The organism is Nocardioides kribbensis (assembly GCF_015070375.1).
In the GTDB taxonomy this organism is placed as follows: domain Bacteria; phylum Actinomycetota; class Actinomycetes; order Propionibacteriales; family Nocardioidaceae; genus Nocardioides; species Nocardioides kribbensis.
This window is the reverse complement of sequence record NZ_JADCLL010000002.1, coordinates 318817-339687: the sequence shown is the minus strand read 5'-3', so window position 1 is coordinate 339687 and position 20871 is coordinate 318817. Positions and strand designations below refer to the sequence as shown.

Sequence of the window (20871 nt, the reverse complement as noted above, 5' to 3'; positions counted from 1 at the left end):
AAACCTCAGCACGAGAGAATGACTGACGTGGACGAAGCCAGGCCAGCAGTCGCAGGGGTCCCCTCTTCGGAGGGGACCCCGGCGGCCCACGCCGCCCCCGACCTCTCCGACCTCCTCAAGCAGTCGGCGCGAGGTGACCAGGCGGCGTTCTCGCGTCTCTACGACGCCACCTCCTCCCGGGTCTTCGGCCTGGCCGTCCGGGTCGTCCGCGACCCGGCGCAGGCCGAGGAGGTGACGCAGGAGGCCTTCCTGGAGATCTGGAAGACCGCCACGCGCTTCGACCCCGACCGGGGCAGCCCGCTCTCGTGGCTGCTCACGATCACCCACCGCAAGGCCGTCGACCGGGTCCGCTCGGCCGAGGCCTCCAGCCGGCGGGACGAGAAGTACCACCACCAGAACCAGCCGGTCGACCACGACTCGACCGCCGAGGCCGCACACGCCTCGCTCGAGGCGCGACGCGTGCGCGGAGCACTCGCCAGCCTCACAGCCGTCCAGCGCGAAGCCGTGGAGCTGGCGTACTTCGGGGGCTACACACACACGGAAGTGGCGAAGCTGCTCGACCTCCCGGTCGGCACCGCCAAGACCCGCATCCGGGACGGACTGATCCGGTTGCGCGACACGATGGGAGTCGGGGGTTCATGAGCGACAGCCACGCGCTCTCGGGCGCCTACGCCCTCGACGCCCTCGACGACCTCGAGCGCGCCGAGTTCGAGCGTCACCTTGCCACCTGCCCGGCCTGCCGCGACGAGGTCGACGGCCTCGCCGAGGCGGCCTCGATGATGACCGAGATGAGTCTCACCGTGCCTCCTCCGGAGCTGCGCGACCGGGTGCTCTCCGGCATCGCCACCGTGCGGCCGATGCCGCCCGTGGTGGGCGAGGTCCGGGCCGAGGTGACGTCCCTGGCCGACCGGCGCGACCGCCGTCGATTTCGCGGGTTTCTGGCCGCCGCGGCCGCGGCGGTAGTCGTCGCCGGCACCGGCGGCGTCGTGTGGACCGCCGCCCAGGACGACACCTCCACCTACACCGCCGCCGAGGCGGTGCAGAACGCCGACGACGCGCAGCGCTTCCGCGTGCAGCTCGCCGAGGGTGTCGACCCCGACGCCGAGGCCACCGTCATCCGCTCCGAGGACCTCAACCGCGCCATCGTCACCACCGTCGACATGCCGCCGGCCCCCGAGGGCTACGTCTACGAGCTGTGGCTGCTGCGTGACGGTCAGTACGTCGCGGCGGGCCCGATGGCCACCGACTCCGACGAGACCGTCTTCAGCGGCCAGGCCGCCGACGCCACCGGCGCGGCCATCTCGATCGAGGAGGCCGGCACCCAGCCGGTCGAGCCCAGCGACGCCGTCGTCGGCACCGTCGAGTTCCAGGCATGACCCCCCGGCCCACCCGGCCGGAGCGGATCGCGGTCGTGGGGTCCGGCGTGGCCGGCCTGACGGCGGCGTACGTCGCCTCGCGCACGGCCCACGTCACGCTCTACGAGGCCGACGAGCGCCTCGGCGGCCACGCCGACACCCACGACGTGCTCGACCCCGCCACGGGTCGCACCCTGGGCATCGACACCGGCTTCATCGTGCACAACCGGCGCACCTACCCGGTGCTGCTGCGGCTGCTCGCCGAGCTCGGCGTCGCCACGCAGGAGTCGGAGATGTCGATGTCGATCCGCGACGACGACACCGGCCTGGAGTGGGCGGGCGCGCTCGGGCGCCGCGGCGTCTTCCCGCGCCGCGACAACCTCACGCGACCGGCCTACCTGCGGATGCTCACCGAGATCCCCCGCTTCCACCGCCGCGCCAAGGCGCTGCTGGCGGCCCCCGACACCGGGGTCGACCAGCCGCTGCGCGACTTCCTGGCCGAGGGCGGATTCTCGGCGTACTTCACCCGCCACTTCATGGAGCCGCTCGTGGCGGCCGTGTGGTCGTGCGACCCGGAGGTCGCCCTCGACTACCCCGCGCGCTACCTCTTCACCTTCCTGCAGCACCACGGCATGCTCTCGATCTTCGGCTCGCCCACGTGGCGCACCGTGAGCGGCGGCAGCCGGGAGTACGTGCGGCGGGTCGGCGAGCGGATCCAGGAGGTGCGGCTCGGCGCCAAGGTGACCTCGGTGCTCGAGACCCCCTCCGGCGTGGAGGTCACCGACGGCAACGGCGAGGTCGCCACCTACGACGCCGTCGTCGTGGCCACCCACCCGGGCCAGGCCCTCGCGCTGCTGGCCGAGCCGACGCCCGCGCAGCGCGAGCTGCTGGGCGCCATGCCGTACTCCCCCAACACCGCGCTGCTGCACACCGACCTGTCGCTGATGCCCACCACGCACAACGCCTGGGCGTCGTGGAACTTCCAGCGCCCCGCCGCCGCCGCGCCCCGCCCCGACGGCAGCCCCGGCGTGGTCGTCACCTACGACCTCACCCGGCTCCAGCGCCTCGACACCGACACCCACTACCTCGTGACCCTCGGCGGCGAGCACCTCGTCGACCCCGTGAGCGTCATCGAGCGCATGGAGTACGAGCACCCGCTCTACAACCCCACCTCGGTCGCGGCCCAGCAGCGCCTGCGCGAGCTCGACTCCGCGCGGCTCACCTTCGCCGGGGCCTACCACGGCTGGGGCTTCCACGAGGACGGCGCGCGCTCGGGCCTGGCCGCCGTCGAGCGGCTGGGGCTGGAGTGGCCGGCCGAGCCCGACGCGCAGCCGCGCGTCGAGACGCCGGTCGTCTACGACACCACCATCCGCCACACCCGCCGCCGGCCCTTCGCCCGGTCCTTCACCCACGCCTCCCACACCTGGCTGGTCGACCTCGACGAGCTGCCCGACCACGGTCGGCGTGCGGTGGCGCTGGGCAGCTTCGAGGCCCGCGACCACCTCGGCTCCCCCGAGCGCAGCATCCGGGAGAACCTCGAGACGTTCCTCGCCGCCGAGGGCGTCACGCTGCCCTCCGCCGCCGAGGGCGGCCGGGTGCTCATGGCCGCGCAGCCGCGCGCCTTCGGCTACTGCTTCAACCCGATCAGCGTCTTCTGGTGCCTCGACCGCTCCGGGCGGAGGGTCGCGACGGTGGTCGAGGTGCACAACACCTACGGCGACCGCCACGCCTACCTCGTCGACCCCGACGAGCAGGGCCGCGCCCGCACCGACAAGGCGATGTACGTCTCGCCGTTCCACGGCACCGACGGCCACTACGAGCTGGCCGTGCCGGTGCCCGACGAGCGGCTGCGCATCGCCGTCACCCTGCACAGCGACGACGGCGCGGTCTTCAGCGCCTCCCTCGACGGCCGGCGCTCCGGCACGGCCCCGTGGCGCGCCGCCCCGGCGGCTCTGAGAGGCTCCGTGCTGATCCGGGCCCACGGGGTCTGGCTCTGGCTGCGCCGCCTGCCGATACGACCCCGGCCGGCGCACGTCCAGCAGCACGTCCAGTCCCCCGCCCACGAAGGAGACCAGCGGTGACCGTCACCCGCCCCACCCCCGACGGCAGCGGCCCGCAGCCGCCGGCCCGCACCGCCCACCCCGCCACCCAGCGCTGGGGCGACCTCGACGTCGTCCCCACCGGGCCCCGCGTGCAGGTCTCCGCCCGGATCGCGCGGCGCCTCTTCACCGCGGCGGTCAACCGGCTCGCCGTCACCGTCGTCATCACGGAGGCCGACGGCCGCCGCACCACCCTCGGCAAGGGCGGCCCGGTGGCCACCGTGTCGCGGGCCGAGGAGTTCTTCGCCCGCCTCGGACGCGACCAGCTGATCGGCTTCGGCGAGGCCTACCTCGTCGGCGCGTGGGACGCCGAGGACCTCGGCGGCTTCCTCACCGTGCTGGCCGAGCAGATGAGCGACCTCGTGCCGCGCCCGCTGCAGAGGCTGCGCGCCGTCGTCGCCAAGCGCCCGCCGCGCGCGCAGGTCAGCTCGAAGAAGAACTCCCGCGACAACATCGCGCACCACTACGACCTCTCCAACGACCTCTTCGAGCTCTTCCTCGACGAGTCGATGAGCTACTCCTCCGCCCTCTTCGACACCGACCGGCTCGACCGCGGCGACCACCACTCGGCCACCCCGCCCGGCGCGCCCACGGCCGAGGAGCTCCACCCCGCCCAGGTGCGCAAGATCGAGCGCCTGCTCGACGCCACCGGCGTCGGCGAGGGCACCCGCGTGCTCGAGATCGGCTCGGGCTGGGGCGAGCTGGCCATGCGCGCCGCCCAGCGCGGCGCCGACGTCCTCACCATCACCCTCTCCACCGAGCAGCAGGCGCTGGCCCGGGAGCGGATCGCCGCCGCCGGCATGTCGGAGCGGGCCCGGGTCGAGCTGTGCGACTACCGCGCGGTGACCGGCGAGTTCGACGCCGTCGTGTCGGTGGAGATGATCGAGGCGGTCGGCCACCAGTACTGGACCACCTACTTCCAGACCATCGACAAGGTCCTGGCCCCCGGCGGCAAGGTCGGCATCCAGGCCATCACGATGCCCCACGACCGGATGCTCGCCACCCGCAACACGTGGACCTGGATCCACAAGTACATCTTCCCCGGCGGCTTCCTGCCCTCGGTCGACGTCATCGACGAGGTGACCCGCGAGCAGACCTCGCTGCGCCTCACCGACCGGCTCTCCTTCGGCACCCACTACGCCGAGACGCTGCGGCTGTGGGACGAGGCCTTCCTCGGCGACTCCGAGGCCGTGCTGGCCCTCGGCTTCGACGACACCTTCCTGCGCATGTGGCACTTCTACCTCGAGTACTCCCGCGCGGGCTTCGCCTCGGGCTACCTCGACGTCAACCAGGTCGTCCTGACCCGACCCGAGGAGCAGGCGTGAGCGCCTCCACTACCGACCGTCCCTCCACCGCCCCCACCGCCGCGGGCGGCGTCGCCGCGCAGCTCGCCGAGGCGCTGCGCCCCTTCGTGGGCGGCGACCTGCCCGTGCGGCTGCGCGCGTGGGACGGCTCCGAGGCCGGCCCCGCCGACGCTCCGCTGGTGGAGATCCGCACCCCCGACGCCGTGCGCCGCCTGCTGTGGCGTCCCGGCGAGCTCGGCGCCGCCCAGGCCTACGTGACCGGTGAGATCGAGGTCCACGGCGACCTCGACGCCGCGCTCACCCACGCCTTCGCGGTGGCGAAGGAGCGCAACCTCTCCGGCGGCGGGCGCCCCTCGGCCGCGGCGATGAAGCAGGCGCTGCGCACCGCCAAGGACCTCGGCGTGCTCGGCCTGCCGCCGGCCCACCCCGCCTCGCAGGCCCGCATCCGCGGCCGGCTGCACTCCAAGCTGCGCGACATCCGCTCGATCAGTCACCACTACGACCTCTCCAACGAGTTCTACTCGCTGATCCTCGAGCCCAACATGGCCTACTCCTCGGGCTACCACTCCTCACCCGAGCAGCCGCTCGAGGAGGCCCAGGCGGCCAAGCTGTCGCTGGTGTGCCGCAAGCTCGGCCTCGAGCCCGGCATGCGCCTGCTCGACGTGGGCTGCGGCTGGGGCTCGCTGTCGCTGCACGCCGCCGAGCACTTCGGCGCGACGGTCGTCGGCGTGACCATCGCTGCGGAGCAGAAGAAGTTCATCGACGCCCGCATCGCCGAGCGCGGCCTCCAGGACCGCGTCGAGATCCGGCTCCAGGACTACCGCGACGCCGTGCCCCCGGCCGGCCAGGAGTACGACGCGGTGTCCTCCATCGAGATGGGCGAGCACGTCGGGCAGTCCAACTACCCGACCTACGCCGGCGTCCTGCACGACGCCGTCAAGCCCGGTGGCCGCGTGCTCATCCAGCAGATGTCGCGCACCGGCCGCTGGCCCGGCGGTGGGCCCTTCATCGAGTCCTTCATCGCCCCCGACATGTACATGCGCCCCGTCGGCGAGACCGTCGCCTTCCTCGAGCGCGGCGGGCTCGAGGTGCGCGACGTGCACGCGATGCGCGAGCACTACGTGCACACCGTCGCCGGCTGGCTCGAGCGCTTCGAGGCCAACATCGACCGGCTCACCGAGCTCGTGGGCGAGGAGGTCGTGCGCGTGTGGCGGCTCTACCTCGTCGGCGGCGCCATGGCCTTCCGCGACGGGCGCATGGGCGTCGACCAGATCCTCATGGTGCGCCCCGGCGCCGCCCACACCCTGCCCTGGGTGCGCGACTTCTGAGACCGGGCCACCCGGCCCACACCCGGGCCGCTGGGGTGGGGCGGGGTCGGCGTACGACGGGTTGACTGGGGTCATGACTCTCGTGCTCGTCCTCGCCGCCTGCCTCCTGGCGGTCGCGGTCGTGATGACCCTGACCGCCCTGCGGGCCCGCCAGCTCGGCGTCGTGGCCGTCGTCGACGTCGCCTGGGGCCTCGGCTTCGTGGTCGTCGCGGTGATCGCGGCCCTGCTCGGCTCGCTCTCCGACGAGGCCGACGCCCGCCGCTGGCTGGTGCTCGCCATGGTCGCCCTGTGGGGCGGGCGCCTGGCGTGGCACGTGCGCAGCCGCGCCCTGGGCGACCACCAGGGCAAGGAGGACCCGCGCTACGCCGAGATGCTCGGCGGCAGCCTCCAGGACGTCGGCATGCGGGCCGCCGTGCGCCGCGTGTTCCTCGTGCAGGGCGGGGCGCAGTGGTTCGTGTCGCTGCCCGTGCAGGTCGGCGCCGTGCTGGCCGTCGAGTGGTGGCCTGTGGTGTGGATCGGGCTGCTGGTGTGGGCCGTGGGCCTGACCTTCGAGGCCGTCGGCGACCGTCAGCTCAAGGCCTACAAGGCCCAGCCCAAGGAGTCGCGCCCGCAGGTGATGGACCAGGGGCTGTGGGCCTGGACCCGCCACCCGAACTACTTCGGCGACGCGATGGTCTGGTGGGGCCTGTGGCTCACCGCCGGTCTCGCCTCCGGCTGGCTGCCCGGCCTGCTCACCGTGGCCTGCCCGGCCGTGATGACCTTCTTCCTGCGCAACGTCACCGGCGCCAAGCTGCTGGAGAAGAAGATGATGGAGCGCGACGGGTTCCCCGAGTACGCCGAGCGCGTCTCGATGTTCTTCCCCACGCCGCCCAAGAAGCGCCGCTGACACCACCCAGCCCCCCGGTGGTTGAGGAGCGAGCGCCAGCGAGCGTCTCGAAACCACCCCACCCTCCCGGTGGTCGAGGAGCCCTGGCGGGCGTCTCGACACCGCCCCGCGTCGCACGCCCCCGCCCCCGCCCGGCGGCGTCGGCGTTGTCGGTGGCGCCGCGTAGGTTGGTGACGTGAACAGCCGATGAGCAAGATGGATGCCCTGCGAGCCATGCGCGAGGCGCGCTACGAGGAGGCCGCCGCCCGCGCGGCCAAGCCGGGAGCAGCGCCGGCGCGGCCCGCCGTACGCCGCTCGGCGCCCGCAGCGGCCCCAGCCGCCAAGCGGCCCGCGAAGGCCGCGGCCGCGACGCCGGTGGAGCCGGGCGCGGAGCCCGGCCTGTGCGGCCACCGCAACATGAGCGGGCGCACCTGCACCCGCGAGCTCGGCCACGCCGCGAAGAGCCACCGGTACTCCTGAGCCGGCCCCGCTCCGGCGTGACCACGGCGCGGGCGGAGACGCTCCACCCCGGGCGAGGGTGCCCGCGGAGGTGACGATCGGGTAGAGAGGGCCCATGTCCCTCTTCCGCCGCCGTGAGGCGCCGACCACCTCCCCCCAGCCCCGGCGCCCACCGACGGGCAGGGGCGGCGGCGACCACCCTGCGCCGCCGGCGACGCCGATCGCGACGACGCTGGCCGAGGCGGGGCGCTGGAGCCTGCGGATCCTGCTGGTGACGGCGGTGGTCGTGGGCGCGCTGTGGGTCGTCGGCCGGATGTGGGTGGTCGTGCTGCCGGCGCTCCTGGGCCTGCTGCTGAGCACCGCCCTGTGGCCGCTGGCCCGGCGGCTGCGCCGGGTGGTGCCGGCCGCCGCCGCGGCGGGCGCCGCGGTGCTGACCGGGCTGCTCGTGCTCGGCGGCCTGGTGGCCGCGGTGACCTACCTCGTGCTCGACGAGGTCGACTCGCTGAGCGAGCAGTTCTCCCAGGGGGTCGAGGACATCGAGGCGTGGCTCGCGGGCCCGCCGCTCGACCTCGGCGACGACGAGGTGGGCGACCTGGTCGGCCAGGCCGTCGACCAGGTGCAGGACAGCGCCCAGGACATCGCCGCCTGGACGCTGACCGGGGTCTCGACCGCCAGCTCCTGGGCGCTCACCGCGCTGCTGGCGCTCGTGCTGTGCTTCTTCTTCCTCAAGGACGGCCCTCGGTTCCTGCCGTGGCTGGAGCACTGGCTGTCCCCGGGCCCGGCGGCCCACGCCGCCGAGGTCTCGCGCCGCTCCTGGACGGTGCTGGGCGGCTTCGTGCGCGCGCAGGCCGCCGTCGGTCTGGTCGACGCGATCGGGATCGGGATCGGCCTGCTCGTGCTGGGCGTGCCGCTCGCGCTGCCGCTGGCGGTCATCACCTTCCTGGCCGCCTTCGTGCCGGTCGTGGGCGCCGTGGTCGCCGGCGCGCTCGCCGCGGTCGTCGCGCTCGCCACCCAGGGGCTGACCACCGCGCTGATCGTGGTCGGGCTCGTGCTGGTGGTGCAGCAGCTCGAGGGCAACGTGCTCCAGCCGCTGCTCATGGGCAAGACGCTGTCACTGCACCCCGCGATGACCATCGTCGTGGTCACCCTCGGCAGCACGCTGGCCGGCATCACCGGAGCCTTCCTCGCCGTGCCCGTGCTCGCCGTGCTCACCACCACCGCCCGCTACGCCCGCGAGCTCACCGTCGCCGCCCGCGAGCGGGCCACCACCTAGCCGCGCCGCACCCGGACGTCATGCGACACGTGGATGCGCATCCACCACTCGCATGACGTCCCCGCCCGTACGCCGCAGCAGGCTCAGCCGCCCGCGGGAGCACCGGGACCGTCGGCGGAGCCCGACCGGCCCTGCTCACGGGCCTCGCGGGCCGCGCGCAGCCGCTGGCGCTCGGCCTCCTCGCGGGCCGCCTCCTCGCGGCGGGCCAGCTCGTGGCGGCGCCGCTGCTCCTCGGCGCGGGCGCGCACCTGACGCAGGAACTCCTCGTCGCGCCCGGCATCGCCCGCGGCCATGCGGCCGGGCCGCTCGTACTCGGGGAAGCCGGGCGCCGCGCCCTGCGACCGGGTCAGCGGCCGCGCCCCCCGGTCGCGGCCGAGCGCCAGCCAGGCGATCGAGCCGACGAAGGGGAACAGCAGCACCAGCACGATCCAGGCCACCTTGGGCAGGTGCTTGACCCGCTGCGGCGGGGTGCCGATGGCGTCGACGAGGCAGTAGACCCACAGGGCGAAGCCGATGACGCCGGCGACGAGCTCGAGCTTGATCACGCGGGTGATCCTGGCCGCTCTCAGCGCACCCTGTCCACGGATTCGCCGGACTGCTCGGCGCCGCCCTGCTCGGCCACCGGCCCGACCGGGGGCGCGGGCGGGCGCGACTCGAGGCGCCCGGGCGTCGGCAGGGTGATCTCCCCGGTGGCGGGGTCGGTGAAGGAGACCTCGACGTTCTCGAAGCCCTTGTGCCGCTGCGCGCGGGCGTAGCCGGCGTAGGCACGACGGTCGGCGTCGGTGAGCTCGACGTTGTCGGTGAAGGGGGTGAGGAGCGCGCGCGGCCACAGCCGCCGGGCGAGGACGACGTTGATCTCCATGGCCAGCACGCCCATGACCGCGGCGATGTAGATGATGCCGATGAGCCCGAGGACGAGGCCGAAGGTCGCGTTCATCTGGCTGGTCTCACCGAGCACGCGGGTGGCGTAGACCGTGCCGATGACCTGGAGCAGCTGCCACATCACCGCGAGCGCCAGGGCGCCGGGCACGGCGGCGCGCAGACCGTGCTGGCGTGCGGAGGCGAGCCGGAAGACGAAGGTCAGCACGGCGCCGACGCCGAGCACGGTGGCCAGCCGGATCAGCCACGTGATCGTGCCGTCGAGGCGCGGGCCGAAGACCTCGGTCTGGCTGCCGAGGGCCGAGACCACCGACACCGCGAGCACCGAGAGCCCGGCGGTGATGAGCAGCAGCAGGCTCTTGAGCCGCAGCAGCAGCGGGTTGGGGCGGGAGTTGCGCGGCACCGACCAGGCGATGTTCATGGCGTTCTGCAGCGCCTGGCCCAGGCCGAGCGAGCCGTAGAGCGCCGCGACGCCACCGACGACGACCGCGGTGGTCGAGCCCTGGAGCCCCTCGGGCCGGCCCAGCTGCTCCCCGATGATCGGGAACTGGCTCAGCGCCGAGTCGAGCACCTGGGTCTGCAGCTCGGGGTTGCCCTGGAGCAGGAAGCCGAGGATCGAGGAGGCCAGCAGCAGCAGCGGGAAGATCGCGATGAAGGCGTAGTAGGTGATGATCGCGGCCAGGTAGTTGCCCTGGTCGTCGAAGTGCTTGTAGACGATCGCCAGCGGGATCCCCACCGGCGGGAAGCGTCGCTGGAACCGGTCGGCTCCGTCCACGGCTCGTCCCACGGCGCTCACGCTATGCGATCGGGGCGCCGGCTAGGCGATCAGCGCGGTGATCAGGACGACCGCGGGCACGGAGGCCAGCGTGCTCACGAAGATGGCGTCGCGCGCCAGCAGCTCCGCGCGCCCGTAGCGGCTGGCGATGACGAAGACGTTCTGCGCCGTGGGCAGCGCGGAGAGCACCGTGACTGCGAGCAGCGCGTCGGTCTCCAGGCCCAGCGCCCAGCGGCCCACGGCGTAGGCCGCGAGCGGCTGCGCGACGAGCTTGAGCCCCACGGCCAGGCCCAGCTCGGAGGCCGGCACGCCCCGCCCCGGCAGCGGCCCGAGCCGCAGCGCCACGCCGTAGGCGAGGAGCATCGCCGGCACCGCCATGCCCCCGACCAGGTCGAGCGGGTCGTGCACCGCGGCCGGCAGCCGTACGCCGCTCAGCGCCAGGGCGACCCCGGCGGCCGAGGCGATCGTGAGCGGGTTGGTGGCCGGGCGCGAGAGCACCTTGCGCAGGCTCAGCCGCGTCGGCGCGACCGCCACGTCGAGCAGGGTGAGGGCCAGCGGCTGGAGCACCAGCAGCTGCATGAGCAGGATCGGGGCGACCAGGGCGACGTCGCCCAGCACGTAGGCCGCGATCGGCACCCCGAGGTTGCCGGCGTTGACGTAGCCCGCCGCCATCGCCCCGATCGTCGCGCCGCCCAGGTCGAGCGGGCCGCGCAGCCGGCTGAGGCCGAGGTGCAGCAGCACCACGACCAGCACCGCCGCGGTGCTGGCGACCAGGGTCGTGGAGAAGACCTCGGCGGGGTCGCTGTCCTCGAGCACGGTGAGCAGCAGCGCCGGGCTGGCGACGTAGAAGGCCAGCGTCGACAGCGTGCGCTGGCCCGCCAGGTCGATGACCCGCAGGTGGGCCAGCAGGATCCCCAGCGCGATGAGCACGCCGATCGTCGCGAACCCCGAGAACACCCCTGCCACGCCGCGACCCTAGGCCCGTGACCGCCGCCACCCGCGCGGCGGGGCGGACGCGGCGGGCCGACGCGCACCGGCTGCCGCGCCGAGCCGCGCCGTCTGCCGCCCCGTCGTGACGGGGCGGCAGATCGGGTCACCGGGCGTGACAGCCGGGACGGGCGGCGGCCCGCTCAGTACGACTTCGGCAGCCCCAGGGAGTGCATCGAGACGAAGTTGAGGATCATCTCGCGGCTCACGGGGGCGATCCGGCCGACGCGGGTGGCGACGAGGAGGCCGGCCATGCCGTACTCCTGGCTGGCGCCGTTGCCGCCGTGGGTCTGCACGGCGCGGTCGACGACGTCGCAGGCGGCCTCGGCGGCGGCGTACTTGGCCATGTTGGCGGCCTCGCCCGCGGCCATCTCGTCGCCGGCGTCGAAGAGCGCGGCGGCCTTCTGGTTCATCAGCCGGGCCAGCTCGATCTCGATGTGGCTCTGCGCGAGCGGGTGCGCGATGGCCTGGTGGGCGCCGATCGGCACGTCGAAGACCACGCGCTCCTTGGCGTAGGCGGTGGCCTTCTCCAGGGCGAAGCGGGCCAGGCCGAGGGAGAAGGCGGCGGCCATGATCCGCTCGGGGTTGAGCCCGGCGAAGAGCTGCGCGAGGCCGCCGTTCTCGTCGCCCACGAGCGCGTCGGCGGGCAGCTCGACGTCGTCGATGAACACCTGGAACTGGTTCTCCGGGGAGACGATCTCCATCGGGATCGCCCGGGCCTCGAAGCCCTCGGCGTCGGTCGGCACGACGAAGAGGCACGGCTTGAGCCGGCCGGTGCGGGCGTCCTCGGTGCGGGCCACGACCAGCACGTTCTGCGCCTCGTCGATGCCCGAGATCCAGATCTTGCGGCCGTTGAGCACCCAGCCGTCGCCGTCGCGGCGCGCGGTGGTGGTGATGTTGTGGGTGTTGGTGCCCGCGTCGGGCTCGGTGATGGCGAAGGCCATGGTGCCGGTGCCGTCGCACAGCCCGGGCAGCCAGCGCTGCTTCTGCTCCTCGGTGCCGTAGCGGCTGATGATCGTGCCGCAGATCGCGGGGCTGACCACCATGAGCAGCAGCGGGCAGCCCTGGGCGGCGAGCTCCTCGCAGACCGCGGCGATGTCGCCGATGCCGCCGCCCCCGCCGCCGTACTGCTCGGGGATGTTGATGCCGAGGTAGCCGTTCTTGCCGATCTCGAGCCACAGGTCGGTGGTCTTGCCGCCGGAGCGGGCCTTCTCGGTGAAGTACTCCCGCCCGTACTTCGCGGCGAGCCGGGCGACCTGGGTGCGCAGCTCGCGGCGCTCCTCGGTCTCGGTGAAAGCGGTGGTGGTGGGCTGGACCTGCGTGGTCATGCGACCTCTCCTTCGACGACGGCGAGAACCTCTCCGGCGGCGACCTGCGCGCCGGGCTGGACGGTGATCCGGGCGAGCGTGCCGTCGGCGGGCGCGCTCACGGTGTGCTGCATCTTCATGGCCTCGAGCACCAGCACGGGCTGGCCCGCGACGACGGCCTGCCCCTCCTCGACGGCGACGCTGACGACGGTGCCGGGCATGGGGGCCAGCAGGGAGCCGGCCGCGACCTGCTCGGCGGGGTCGACGAACCGCGGCACCCGCACCAGCCGGGCGTGACCTCCCGGCCCGTCGACGTCGACGACCTCGCGACCGCTCGGCCCCGACACCGCCACGGCGTACGACGAGCGCAGCCCGTCGCGCTCCAGGACCACCTCGGTCGGCCCGGCCGCGACGACGGTGCAGCCCTCGACGGTGTAGCCGTCGCGCCCGCCCCACCACTCCACGACGACCGGCTCGCCGGCGTGGTCGAGCTCGGTGCGCTGCGGCTGGCTCACGACGCTGCGCCAGGCCACCGGGATGCGGCCCTGCACCCGCCGGGCGGCGCGGGCGTGCTCGGCCAGCGCCAGCGCGGCGGCGACGGGCGCCCCCGGGTCGGCGGCGGGGGCGAGCGCCGGGTGGTCGGCGAGGAAGGCCGTGCTGAGGTCGCCCGCCACGAAGTCGGGCGAGCGCAGCACCTGCACGAGCAGGTCGCGGTTGGTCACCACGCCGTGCACCCGGGTGCGGGCCAGGGTGTCGGCCAGCCGGCGCACGGCCTGCTCGCGGGTGGGCGCCCAGGCGATCACCTTGGCCAGCATCGCGTCGTAGTGGGTGGAGACCTCGCTGCCGCCGGCGAAGCCGGCGTCGAGGCGCACGCCGGGGCGGTTGAGCAGGTCGAAGCGGGCATCGACGCCGGGCACCTCGAGCACGCTCAGCGGTCCGCTCTGCGGCTGGTAGTCGGCGGCGGGGTCCTCGGCGTAGAGGCGCACCTCGACGGCGTGGCCGTAGGTCTCGCCGATGGCGCGGGGGTCGGGCACGCCGCCCTCGGCCACCGTGAGCTGGAGGTCGACCAGGTCGACGCCGTGGACCAGCTCGGTGACCGGGTGCTCGACCTGGAGGCGGGTGTTCATCTCCAGGAAGAAGAAGCGCTCCGTGGCGGGGTCGTAGAGGAACTCCACGGTGCCGGCACCGCGGTAGTCGATCGCGGCGGCGGCCGCACGGGCGGCCTCGTGCAGGGCGGCGCGCACGGCGTCGGGCAGGCCCGGCGCCGGCGACTCCTCGACCACCTTCTGGTGGCGCCGCTGCACCGAGCAGTCGCGCTCGCCGAGCACGAGGACACCGTCGCGGTGGCCCACGACCTGCACCTCCACGTGGCGGCCGCGCTCGACGTAGGTCTCCACGAAGACCGTGCCGTCGCCGAAGGCCGACTGCGCCTCGGCCCGGGCCCGCTCGACCTCGCCGGGCAGGTCGGCCAGGTCGCGCACGACCCGCATGCCGCGCCCGCCGCCGCCCGCGGAGGCCTTGACCAGCAGCGGCAGGTCGGCCTCGGAGGCGTCGTCGACGGAGTGGTTGCGCAGCACCGGCACCCCGGCGGCCTCCATCAGCCGCTTCGACTCGATCTTGGAGCCCATCTGCTCGATGGAGGAGGGGTCGGGGCCGACCCAGGTGAGGCCGGCGTCGAGGACGGCGCGGGCGAAGTCGGCGCTCTCGGAGAGGAAGCCGTAGCCGGGGTGCACGGCGTCGGCGCCGCTGGCGCGCGCGGCCTCCAGCAGCAGGTCGACGCGCAGGTAGGTCTCCGCGGGCGCGGCGCCCGGCAGCCGTACGGCGACGTCGGCCTCCCCGACGTAGGGCAGCGCCGCGTCGGCGTCGGAGTGCACCGCGACCGTCGAGACGCCCAGGCGGCGGCAGGTGGCGAAGACGCGGCTGGCGATCTCGGCGCGGTTGGCGACGAGGAGACGGGTGATCACGGGAGGCCTCTCGGGGACGGTGCTGCGGGCACGGCGGTCGGCACGGGGCGGGTCACGGGCGCCTCACATCCGGAAGACGCCGAAGCGGTCGGTGCCGCGGAAGGCGCTGCTGTCGATGACCGAGAGGCAGATGCCCAGCACCGTGCGGGTGTCGCGGGGGTCGATGACGCCGTCGTCGTAGAGCATCCCGGAGAGGAAGTAGGGCAGCGACTGCTCCTCGATCTGGGCCTCCACGACCTCCTTGACGCCGGCGAAGCCCTCGGCGTCGAAGGTCTGCCCGCGCGACTCCGCCGACTGGCGGGCCACGATCTCCATGACGCCGGCGAGCTGGGCGGGGCCCATCACCGCCGACTTGGCCGAGGGCCAGGTGAAAAGGAAGCGGGGGTCGTAGGCGCGACCGTTCATGCCGTAGTTGCCGGCGCCGTAGGAGGCGCCCATGATCACCGTCAGGTGCGGCACGGTGGAGTTGGAGATGGCGTTGATCATCATCGCGCCGTGCTTGATGATGCCGCCCTGCTCGTACTCCTTGCCGACCATGTAGCCGGTGGTGTTGTGCAGGAAGAGCAGCGGGGTGTCGGTCTGGTTGGCCAGCTGCACGAACTGCGTGGCCTTCTGGGCCTCCTCGCTGAAGAGCACGCCCTGGGCGTTGGCGAGGATGCCGACCGGGTGGCCGTGGATGCTGGCCCAGCCGGTGACCAGCGACGTGCCGTAGAGCGGCTTGAACTCGTCGAAGGCCACGCCGTTGGTCGCGCTGACGCCGTCGACGACGCGCGCGATCACCTCGCGGGGGTCGAAGGGCTCCTTGAGGTCGCTGGGGACCAGGTCGAGCAGACCGTCGGGGTCGTGGTCGGGCTCGGCGTACGCCGGGTCCGCGGCGGCCCCGGCGCCGCCGGCCTTGCGCCAGTTCAGCCGGGCCACGATGCGCCGGCCGATGCGGATCGCGTCGCGCTCGTCCTCGGCGAGGTAGTCGGCCAGGCCGGAGGTGCGCGCGTGCATCTCCGCGCCGCCCAGCGACTCGTCGTCGGACTCCTCGCCGGTGGCCATCCTCACCAGCGGCGGGCCGCCCAGGAAGACCTTGGCCTGCTCGCGCACCATCACGGTGTAGTCGCTCATGCCGGGCACGTAGGCGCCGCCGGCGGTGGAGTTGCCGAAGACCAGCGCCACCGTGGGCAGCTTCATCGCCGAGCTGCGGGTGATGTCGCGGAAGGTCTTGCCGCCCGGGATGAAGATCTCCTTCTGGGTCGGCAGGTCGGCGCCGCCGGACTCCACGAGGGCGATCGTGGGCAGGCCGTTCTCCTCGGCGATCTGGTGGGCCCGGAAGGCCTTCTTGACCGTCCAGGGGTTGCTGGCGCCGCCCTTCACCGTGGGGTCGTTGGCGGTGATCATGCACTCGACGCCCTCGACCACCCCGATGCCGGTGACCATGCTGGCGCCGACGGCGAAGTCGGAGCCCCAGCCCGCCAGCGGGCTGAGCTCGAGGAAGGCCGAGCCCTCGTCGACCAGCAGCTCGATGCGCTCGCGGGGCAGCAGCTTGCCGCGGGCGTGGTGGCGTGCGACGTACTTCTCCCCGCCGCCGGCGACGGCCTTGGCGTGCTCGGCGGCCAGGGCGTCGAGCTTGGCCAGCATGGCCTCGCGGTGGGTGGGCCGGGCGTCGGACGGCGTGGCGGCGGTGTCGGTGCTCGCGTCGGTGCCGGCCTCGGGGCCCACCTCGGGGGCCGCGCTCATCGGGCGTAGCCCAGCAGCTTGGCGGCCAGGTCGGTGAGCACCTCGGTGGCACCACCGCCGATGGGCAGGATGCGGGCGTCGCGGTAGTGGCGCTCGACCTCGCTGCCGTGCATGTAGCCCGCGCCGCCGTGGAGCTGGACGGCCTCGTGGCACACCGCGGTGGCGGCGTCACAGGCGGTCTGCTTGGCCAGGCAGGCCTCGGCGATGACGCTCTCACCGGCGACGTGGCGGCGCACGACCTCGTGGGTGTAGGCGCGGGCCACCTCGACCTGGCGGTGCATCTCGACGAGCTTGTGGCGCACGACCTGGTTGGCCACCAGCGGCTTGCCGAAGGTCTCGCGCTCGCGGCACCACGCGGCGGTGAGGGCCAGCGAGCGGGCGGCGATGCCGTAGGCGTGCACGGCCAGGGCGATCCGCTCGACCACGAACTGCTCGGCGATGAGGTAGAAGCCGGCGTTCTCCTCCCCCACCAGGTGCGAGACCGGCACGCGCACGTCGACGTAGGACAGCTCGGCGGTGTCGGAGCAGTGCCAGCCCATCTTGGCCAGCGAGCGGTCGACGGTGAGGCCGGGCGTGCCCTTCTCGACCACGAGCAGGCTGAGGCCGGCGTGGCCCTCGCCGCCGGTGCGCACCGCGGTGGTGACGAAGTCGCCGCGCACCGCGGAGGTGATGAAGGTCTTGGCGCCGTTGACGACGTAGTGGTCGCCGTCGCGGCGCGCGGTGGTGCGGATGCCGGCGACGTCGGAGCCGCCGCCGGGCTCGGTGACGCCGAGGGAGCCGATGAGCTCGCCGGCCAGGGTGGGCCGCACGAAGCGGTCGACCAGGTCGGGCGAGCCGTGGGCGGCGATGTGGGGCAGCGCGATGCCGCCGGTGAACAGCGCCGACATCAGCCCGCTGGAGGCGCCGGCGGCGAACATCGCCTCCTGCAGCGCCACCGAGTGCTCGAGGTCGCCGCCCTGGCCGCCGACCTCCTCGGCGAAGGAGACACCGAGCAGGCCCTGCCGGGCCGCGGCGCGGTGCAGCGCGCGCGGCACCTCGCCGGCGTCCTCCCAGGCCTGCAGGTGGGGCGCCACCTCACGGCGCACGAACTCCGCCGCCGTCTCGCGCAGCGCCTGCAGCTCCTCGGCGCGCGTGCTGGTGGTGGGGCCGGTGGCGGGGTCGGTCAGCATGGTCACAGCAGTCCCTCCTGGACGTGGACGGAGCGGGAGCGGACCCACTCCCCGAGGCCCTTGGCCTGCGGGTCGAAGCGGGTGGAGGCGGCGACGCCGCGGCCGAGCAGGCCGTGGATGACGACGTTGACGGCGCCGAGGTGGGGCAGCAGGTGGACCTCGACGGCGTCGGGCGGCAGGTCGGCGGCCTCCGGCACCAGCTCGCGGACCTTGCGCGGGCTCATCACCTTGGCCAGCCAGGTCACCCGGGCGTCGTAGCGCGGGGAGCCGTCACGGGCGACCCACAGCCCGATGTTGGCGTCGCCGCCCTTGTCGCCCGAGCGGGCGTGCACGAAGCTGCCCAGCGGCATCCGGCGGTTGAGGGTGTCGGCCGGGGCGGGGTAGGGCGAGGGGCGACGACCCGCGTCGTGGTCGGCCTCGGAGAAGGCGACCGGGTCGGGCACGACCTCGCGGCGGCCGTCGGCGTGCACGACCGTGTGGGCGACCGCGGCGCGCTCGACGTACGCCGGTCGGTAGACGCCGTAGGGGGTGGGCTGCGGCGGGGGGCCGGTCAGGGTGAAGCCGGCGTACGACGCGAGCGCCAGCTCGACCGCGGGGCCGGTGAACGCCTTGGCGCACGGGGCGGCCTCGGGGTCCATGACGGTGCAGCGCAGCAGCACCGAGGCGGCCTCCTCGGTGGGGGCGTCGGGCTGCGGCTGGGCCAGCTGCGACCAGGTGACGCTCTGCGCGCTGAGCCGCGGCTCGAGCTGCGCGCGCACCCAGGCGGCCTTGGCCTCGGTGTCGAGGCCGGTGAGCACCAGCTCGATGCTGTTGCGCCAGCCGCCGAGCTCGTTGACGCAGACCTTGAGCCGCTCGGGCGGGGCCTGGCCGGTGACCCCGGAGACCGCGACCCGGTCGGGGCCGACCTCCTCGAGACGCACGGAGTCGAGGTGGGTGGTGACGTCGGGGCCGAGGTAGCGGGTGGACTGGATCTCGTAGACCAGCTGGGCGGTGACGGTGTCGCAGGTGACCGCGCCGCCGGTGCCGTCGGGCTTGGTGATCACCGAGCCGCCGTCGGCGGCGAGCTCGGCGACGGGGAAGCCGAGCGGCACCGCGGGGTCCATGCCCGCCTCGAGCAGGGCGCGGAAGCCGCTGAAGTTGCCGCCGGTGGCCTGCGTGCCGCACTCGAGCACGTGACCGGCGACCACGGCGCCGGCGAGCGCGTCGTGGTCGGTCGGGGCCCAGCCGAAGTGGGCGACCGCGGGGCCGACCACGAGGGAGGCGTCGGTGACGCGGCCGGTGACCACGACGTCGGCGCCCCCGCGCAGGGCGGCGGCGATGCCGAAGCCGCCGAGGTAGGCGTTGGCGGTGAGCGCGTCGTGCCAGCCGTGCTCGCGGGCCACCGCCCGCAGGTCGTCGCCCTCGACGTGGGCGACCGCGGGGTCCAGGCCCAGGCCGCGGGCGACCTCGCGGACCTTCTCGGCCAGGCCGGCGGGGTTGAGGCCGCCGGCGTTGGCGACGATCCGCACCCCGCGCTCCAGGGCGAGGCCCAGGCTCTCCTCGAGCTGGCGCACGAAGGTGCGCGCGTAGCCCAGCGCCGGGTCCTTCATCGTGTCCTTGCCGAGGATGAGCATGGTCAGCTCGGCGAGGTAGTCGCCGGTGAGCACGTCGAGGTGGCGGCCCTGGGTGGTGCCCTCGACCATCTCGCGCATCGCGCTGAGGCGGTCGCCGTAGAAGCCGGAGCAGTTGCCCACCAGCAGGGTGCCGGGCGTGCCGGGGGAGGTCGGTTCGGAGGTCATCGCTTCTCGCGTCCCTCGCCCGCGGGGCCGGCGAAGGCCTGGGCGATGTCGAGCCAGTGGTCGGCCTCGGCGCCCTGGGCGACCAGGGCGGTGTCGCCTCGGTGCACCCGTTGGGTGACGAGGAGGCAGAAGTCGAGGGCCGGCCCGGTGACCCGCTGCGCGGCGTCGTCGGGGCCCCAGGCCCAGGTCTCGCCCGAGGGGGCGGTCAGCTCGACGCGCACCTCCTCGGTGGGGGCGGGCTCGCCGTGCACGGAGTGGGCGAAGCCGCGGGTGCGCACGCCGAGGTGGGCGACGTGGCGGATCCGGTCGGTGGGCTCCGGGGTGGTGCCGAGCGCCTCGTGGACGTCCTGGGCGTGGGCCCAGGTCTCCATGAAGCGCGCCGTGCCCATCGAGGTCGGCGACATCGGCGGGCCGAACCACGGCATCCGCTGCCCCGCCGGCACCGCACGCAGCGCCTCGGCCAGCGCGGCGCGGGCGTCGTCCCACCGCCCGAGCAGCTCGGCCGGCGGGAGGGCGCCCAGGGCGAGGGCGGCCTCGTCGACGAAGCGGTCGGGGTCGCCGAGCGCGCCGGTGACGACCTCGTCCCACGCCGCCTTCCCCTCGGGGGTGCCGGCGCGGGCCGAGAGGGCGGCGACCTCGTCGGTCCACAGCAGGTGGCCGACCTGGGTGGCCACGCTCCAGCCGGGCGCCGGGGTGGGCGTGGCCCAGCCGGCGGCGTCGAGGTCGGCCACCGTCGCGCGCAGCAGGTCGCCCTCGGCGCGCAGGTCCTCGAGGAGCGCGTCGAGGAGGCCGCCGGCCGGCTGGGCGGGCGGCGGAGCCACCGCGCCTGCGGACGGGGCGGTGGGGCTGTCCGGGGTGCTGGTCATCGGGGCTCCTGCGGGTCGGCGGGCGGGCCGGACGGGCCGGGCGGGCCGGGCGTGGGGTCGACGGCGCGCCCGGCGGCGGCCGGGCGGGGCGTCGTACGGGCCAGGGTGGCGTCGAGGGTCAGCGACCACTGGTCGAGGATCCGGGCGCGGCGGCGGGCGTCGTCGGTGATGGTGTCGGCGAGGCCGAGCCCGCGCACGAGGTCGAGGGTCGCCTGCACGAGCTCGCGGGTGCCGGGCTGCTCCTCGTCGGCGTCGAGCAGCTCGACGGTCAGGCGGTGGGCGTCGCGGCCCACCCGCTGCTCCAGCGGCGCGACGGCGGCGAGGAGGGTGGCGTCGGTGCGGGCCGCGACCCACAGCTCGAGGGCGGCGGTGAAGACCGGCGAGGTGAAGTGGTCGCCGAGCATGGCCAGCACGGCGCGGGTGCGGCGGCGCCCCGTGGGCAGGGCGGCCGCGGCCGCCGCGAGCTCGGCGCCGCGCACCTCCGTGAGGTGCTCAACCGCGGCGACGACGAGGTCGTTCTTGGAGGGGAAGTGGTGCAGCTGGGCGCCCCGGCTGACCCCGGCCCGCTCGGAGACCAGCGTGGTCGTCGTGCCGGCGAAGCCGCGCTCGACGAGCAGCTCGACCGTGGCCTCGAGCAGCCGCGCCCGCATGGCGCGGGTGCGCTCCTCCTGCGGCACGCGCGTCGAGGTGGTCTGGGTCACGCCACCACCCTGCCTGCGGACACAACAAACAGTCAAG

18 protein-coding genes are annotated in these 20871 nt (G+C 74.4%); 8 read left to right on the top strand and 10 right to left on the bottom strand.

What is annotated here, in order from left to right; translation table 11 throughout:
- Window positions 1–27: 27 nt before the first annotated feature.
- From sigK to IR170_RS07175, 8 genes are all read left to right on the top strand, one after another.
- Window positions 28–642: an ECF RNA polymerase sigma factor SigK gene (gene sigK, locus IR170_RS07210; RefSeq protein ID WP_319804950.1), complete on the top strand. Its 615-nt coding sequence runs from the start codon at window positions 28–30 to the stop codon at window positions 640–642.
- Window positions 639–1376, top strand: a complete 738-nt coding sequence (locus tag IR170_RS07205) for an anti-sigma factor (RefSeq protein WP_193662102.1) — start codon at window positions 639–641, stop codon at window positions 1374–1376. Before sigK ends, IR170_RS07205 begins: the two co-directional genes overlap by 4 nt.
- The gene (locus IR170_RS07200; RefSeq protein ID WP_193661817.1) at window positions 1373–3436 is read left to right on the top strand and encodes an FAD-dependent oxidoreductase; all 2064 of its coding nucleotides are present in this window, start codon (window positions 1373–1375) and stop codon (window positions 3434–3436) included. Before IR170_RS07205 ends, IR170_RS07200 begins: the two co-directional genes overlap by 4 nt.
- Window positions 3433–4779, top strand: a complete 1347-nt coding sequence (locus IR170_RS07195) for a class I SAM-dependent methyltransferase (protein ID WP_193661816.1) — start codon at window positions 3433–3435, stop codon at window positions 4777–4779. Before IR170_RS07200 ends, IR170_RS07195 begins: the two co-directional genes overlap by 4 nt.
- Window positions 4776–6086, top strand: a complete 1311-nt coding sequence (locus IR170_RS07190; protein WP_251534387.1) for an SAM-dependent methyltransferase — start codon at window positions 4776–4778, stop codon at window positions 6084–6086. Before IR170_RS07195 ends, IR170_RS07190 begins: the two co-directional genes overlap by 4 nt.
- Before the next feature lie 73 nt (window positions 6087–6159).
- On the top strand, window positions 6160–6972 hold the full coding sequence (locus IR170_RS07185) for a DUF1295 domain-containing protein (protein ID WP_056865002.1): 813 nt from the start codon (window positions 6160–6162) through the stop codon (window positions 6970–6972).
- Window positions 6973–7158: 186 nt separating this feature from the next.
- A complete protein-coding gene (locus tag IR170_RS07180) occupies window positions 7159–7431 on the top strand; it encodes a hypothetical protein (RefSeq protein ID WP_056865003.1) in 273 nt (90 codons plus the stop codon).
- A 94-nt stretch (window positions 7432–7525) separates the two neighbouring features.
- A complete protein-coding gene (locus IR170_RS07175) occupies window positions 7526–8683 on the top strand; it encodes an AI-2E family transporter (protein WP_193661815.1) in 1158 nt (385 codons plus the stop codon).
- Between the two features lie 83 nt (window positions 8684–8766).
- Here IR170_RS07175 and IR170_RS07170 read toward each other — a convergent pair whose 3' ends face one another.
- The 10 genes from IR170_RS07170 to IR170_RS07125 all read right to left on the bottom strand — a co-directional run bounded on the left by IR170_RS07170 (window position 8767) and on the right by IR170_RS07125 (window position 20834).
- On the bottom strand, window positions 8767–9228 hold the full coding sequence (locus tag IR170_RS07170) for a PLD nuclease N-terminal domain-containing protein (RefSeq protein ID WP_193661814.1): 462 nt from the start codon (window positions 9226–9228) through the stop codon (window positions 8767–8769).
- Window positions 9229–9248: 20 nt separating this feature from the next.
- Window positions 9249–10349, bottom strand: a complete 1101-nt coding sequence (locus IR170_RS07165; RefSeq protein WP_193661813.1) for a YihY/virulence factor BrkB family protein — start codon at window positions 10347–10349, stop codon at window positions 9249–9251.
- Window positions 10350–10379: 30 nt separating this feature from the next.
- Window positions 10380–11303, bottom strand: coding sequence for an AEC family transporter (locus IR170_RS20240; RefSeq protein WP_193661812.1), 924 nt, complete (start codon window positions 11301–11303; stop codon window positions 10380–10382).
- Between the two features lie 164 nt (window positions 11304–11467).
- Window positions 11468–12652 carry an acyl-CoA dehydrogenase family protein gene (locus tag IR170_RS07155; RefSeq protein WP_193661811.1) on the bottom strand — a complete coding sequence of 395 codons (1185 nt, stop codon included), beginning with the start codon at window positions 12650–12652 and terminating at the stop codon, window positions 11468–11470.
- Window positions 12649–14595 carry an acetyl/propionyl/methylcrotonyl-CoA carboxylase subunit alpha gene (locus tag IR170_RS07150; RefSeq protein WP_193661810.1) on the bottom strand — a complete coding sequence of 649 codons (1947 nt, stop codon included), beginning with the start codon at window positions 14593–14595 and terminating at the stop codon, window positions 12649–12651. The genes IR170_RS07155 and IR170_RS07150 overlap by 4 nt, the downstream gene beginning before the upstream one ends.
- 63 nt (window positions 14596–14658) lie before the next feature.
- Window positions 14659–16221, bottom strand: a complete 1563-nt coding sequence (locus IR170_RS07145) for an acyl-CoA carboxylase subunit beta (RefSeq protein WP_227488867.1) — start codon at window positions 16219–16221, stop codon at window positions 14659–14661.
- A 95-nt stretch (window positions 16222–16316) separates the two neighbouring features.
- Window positions 16317–17489: an acyl-CoA dehydrogenase family protein gene (locus IR170_RS07140; protein WP_193662100.1), complete on the bottom strand. Its 1173-nt coding sequence runs from the start codon at window positions 17487–17489 to the stop codon at window positions 16317–16319.
- A 2-nt stretch (window positions 17490–17491) separates the two neighbouring features.
- A complete protein-coding gene (locus tag IR170_RS07135; RefSeq protein ID WP_193661808.1) occupies window positions 17492–19267 on the bottom strand; it encodes an acyclic terpene utilization AtuA family protein in 1776 nt (591 codons plus the stop codon).
- Entirely contained in the window at window positions 19264–20133 is an 870-nt protein-coding gene (locus IR170_RS07130) for a TIGR03084 family metal-binding protein (RefSeq protein ID WP_193661807.1), read from the bottom strand. Before IR170_RS07130 ends, IR170_RS07135 begins: the two co-directional genes overlap by 4 nt.
- Entirely contained in the window at window positions 20130–20834 is a 705-nt protein-coding gene (locus IR170_RS07125; RefSeq protein WP_319804949.1) for a TetR/AcrR family transcriptional regulator, read from the bottom strand. The genes IR170_RS07130 and IR170_RS07125 overlap by 4 nt, the downstream gene beginning before the upstream one ends.
- Window positions 20835–20871: the final 37 nt, after the last annotated feature.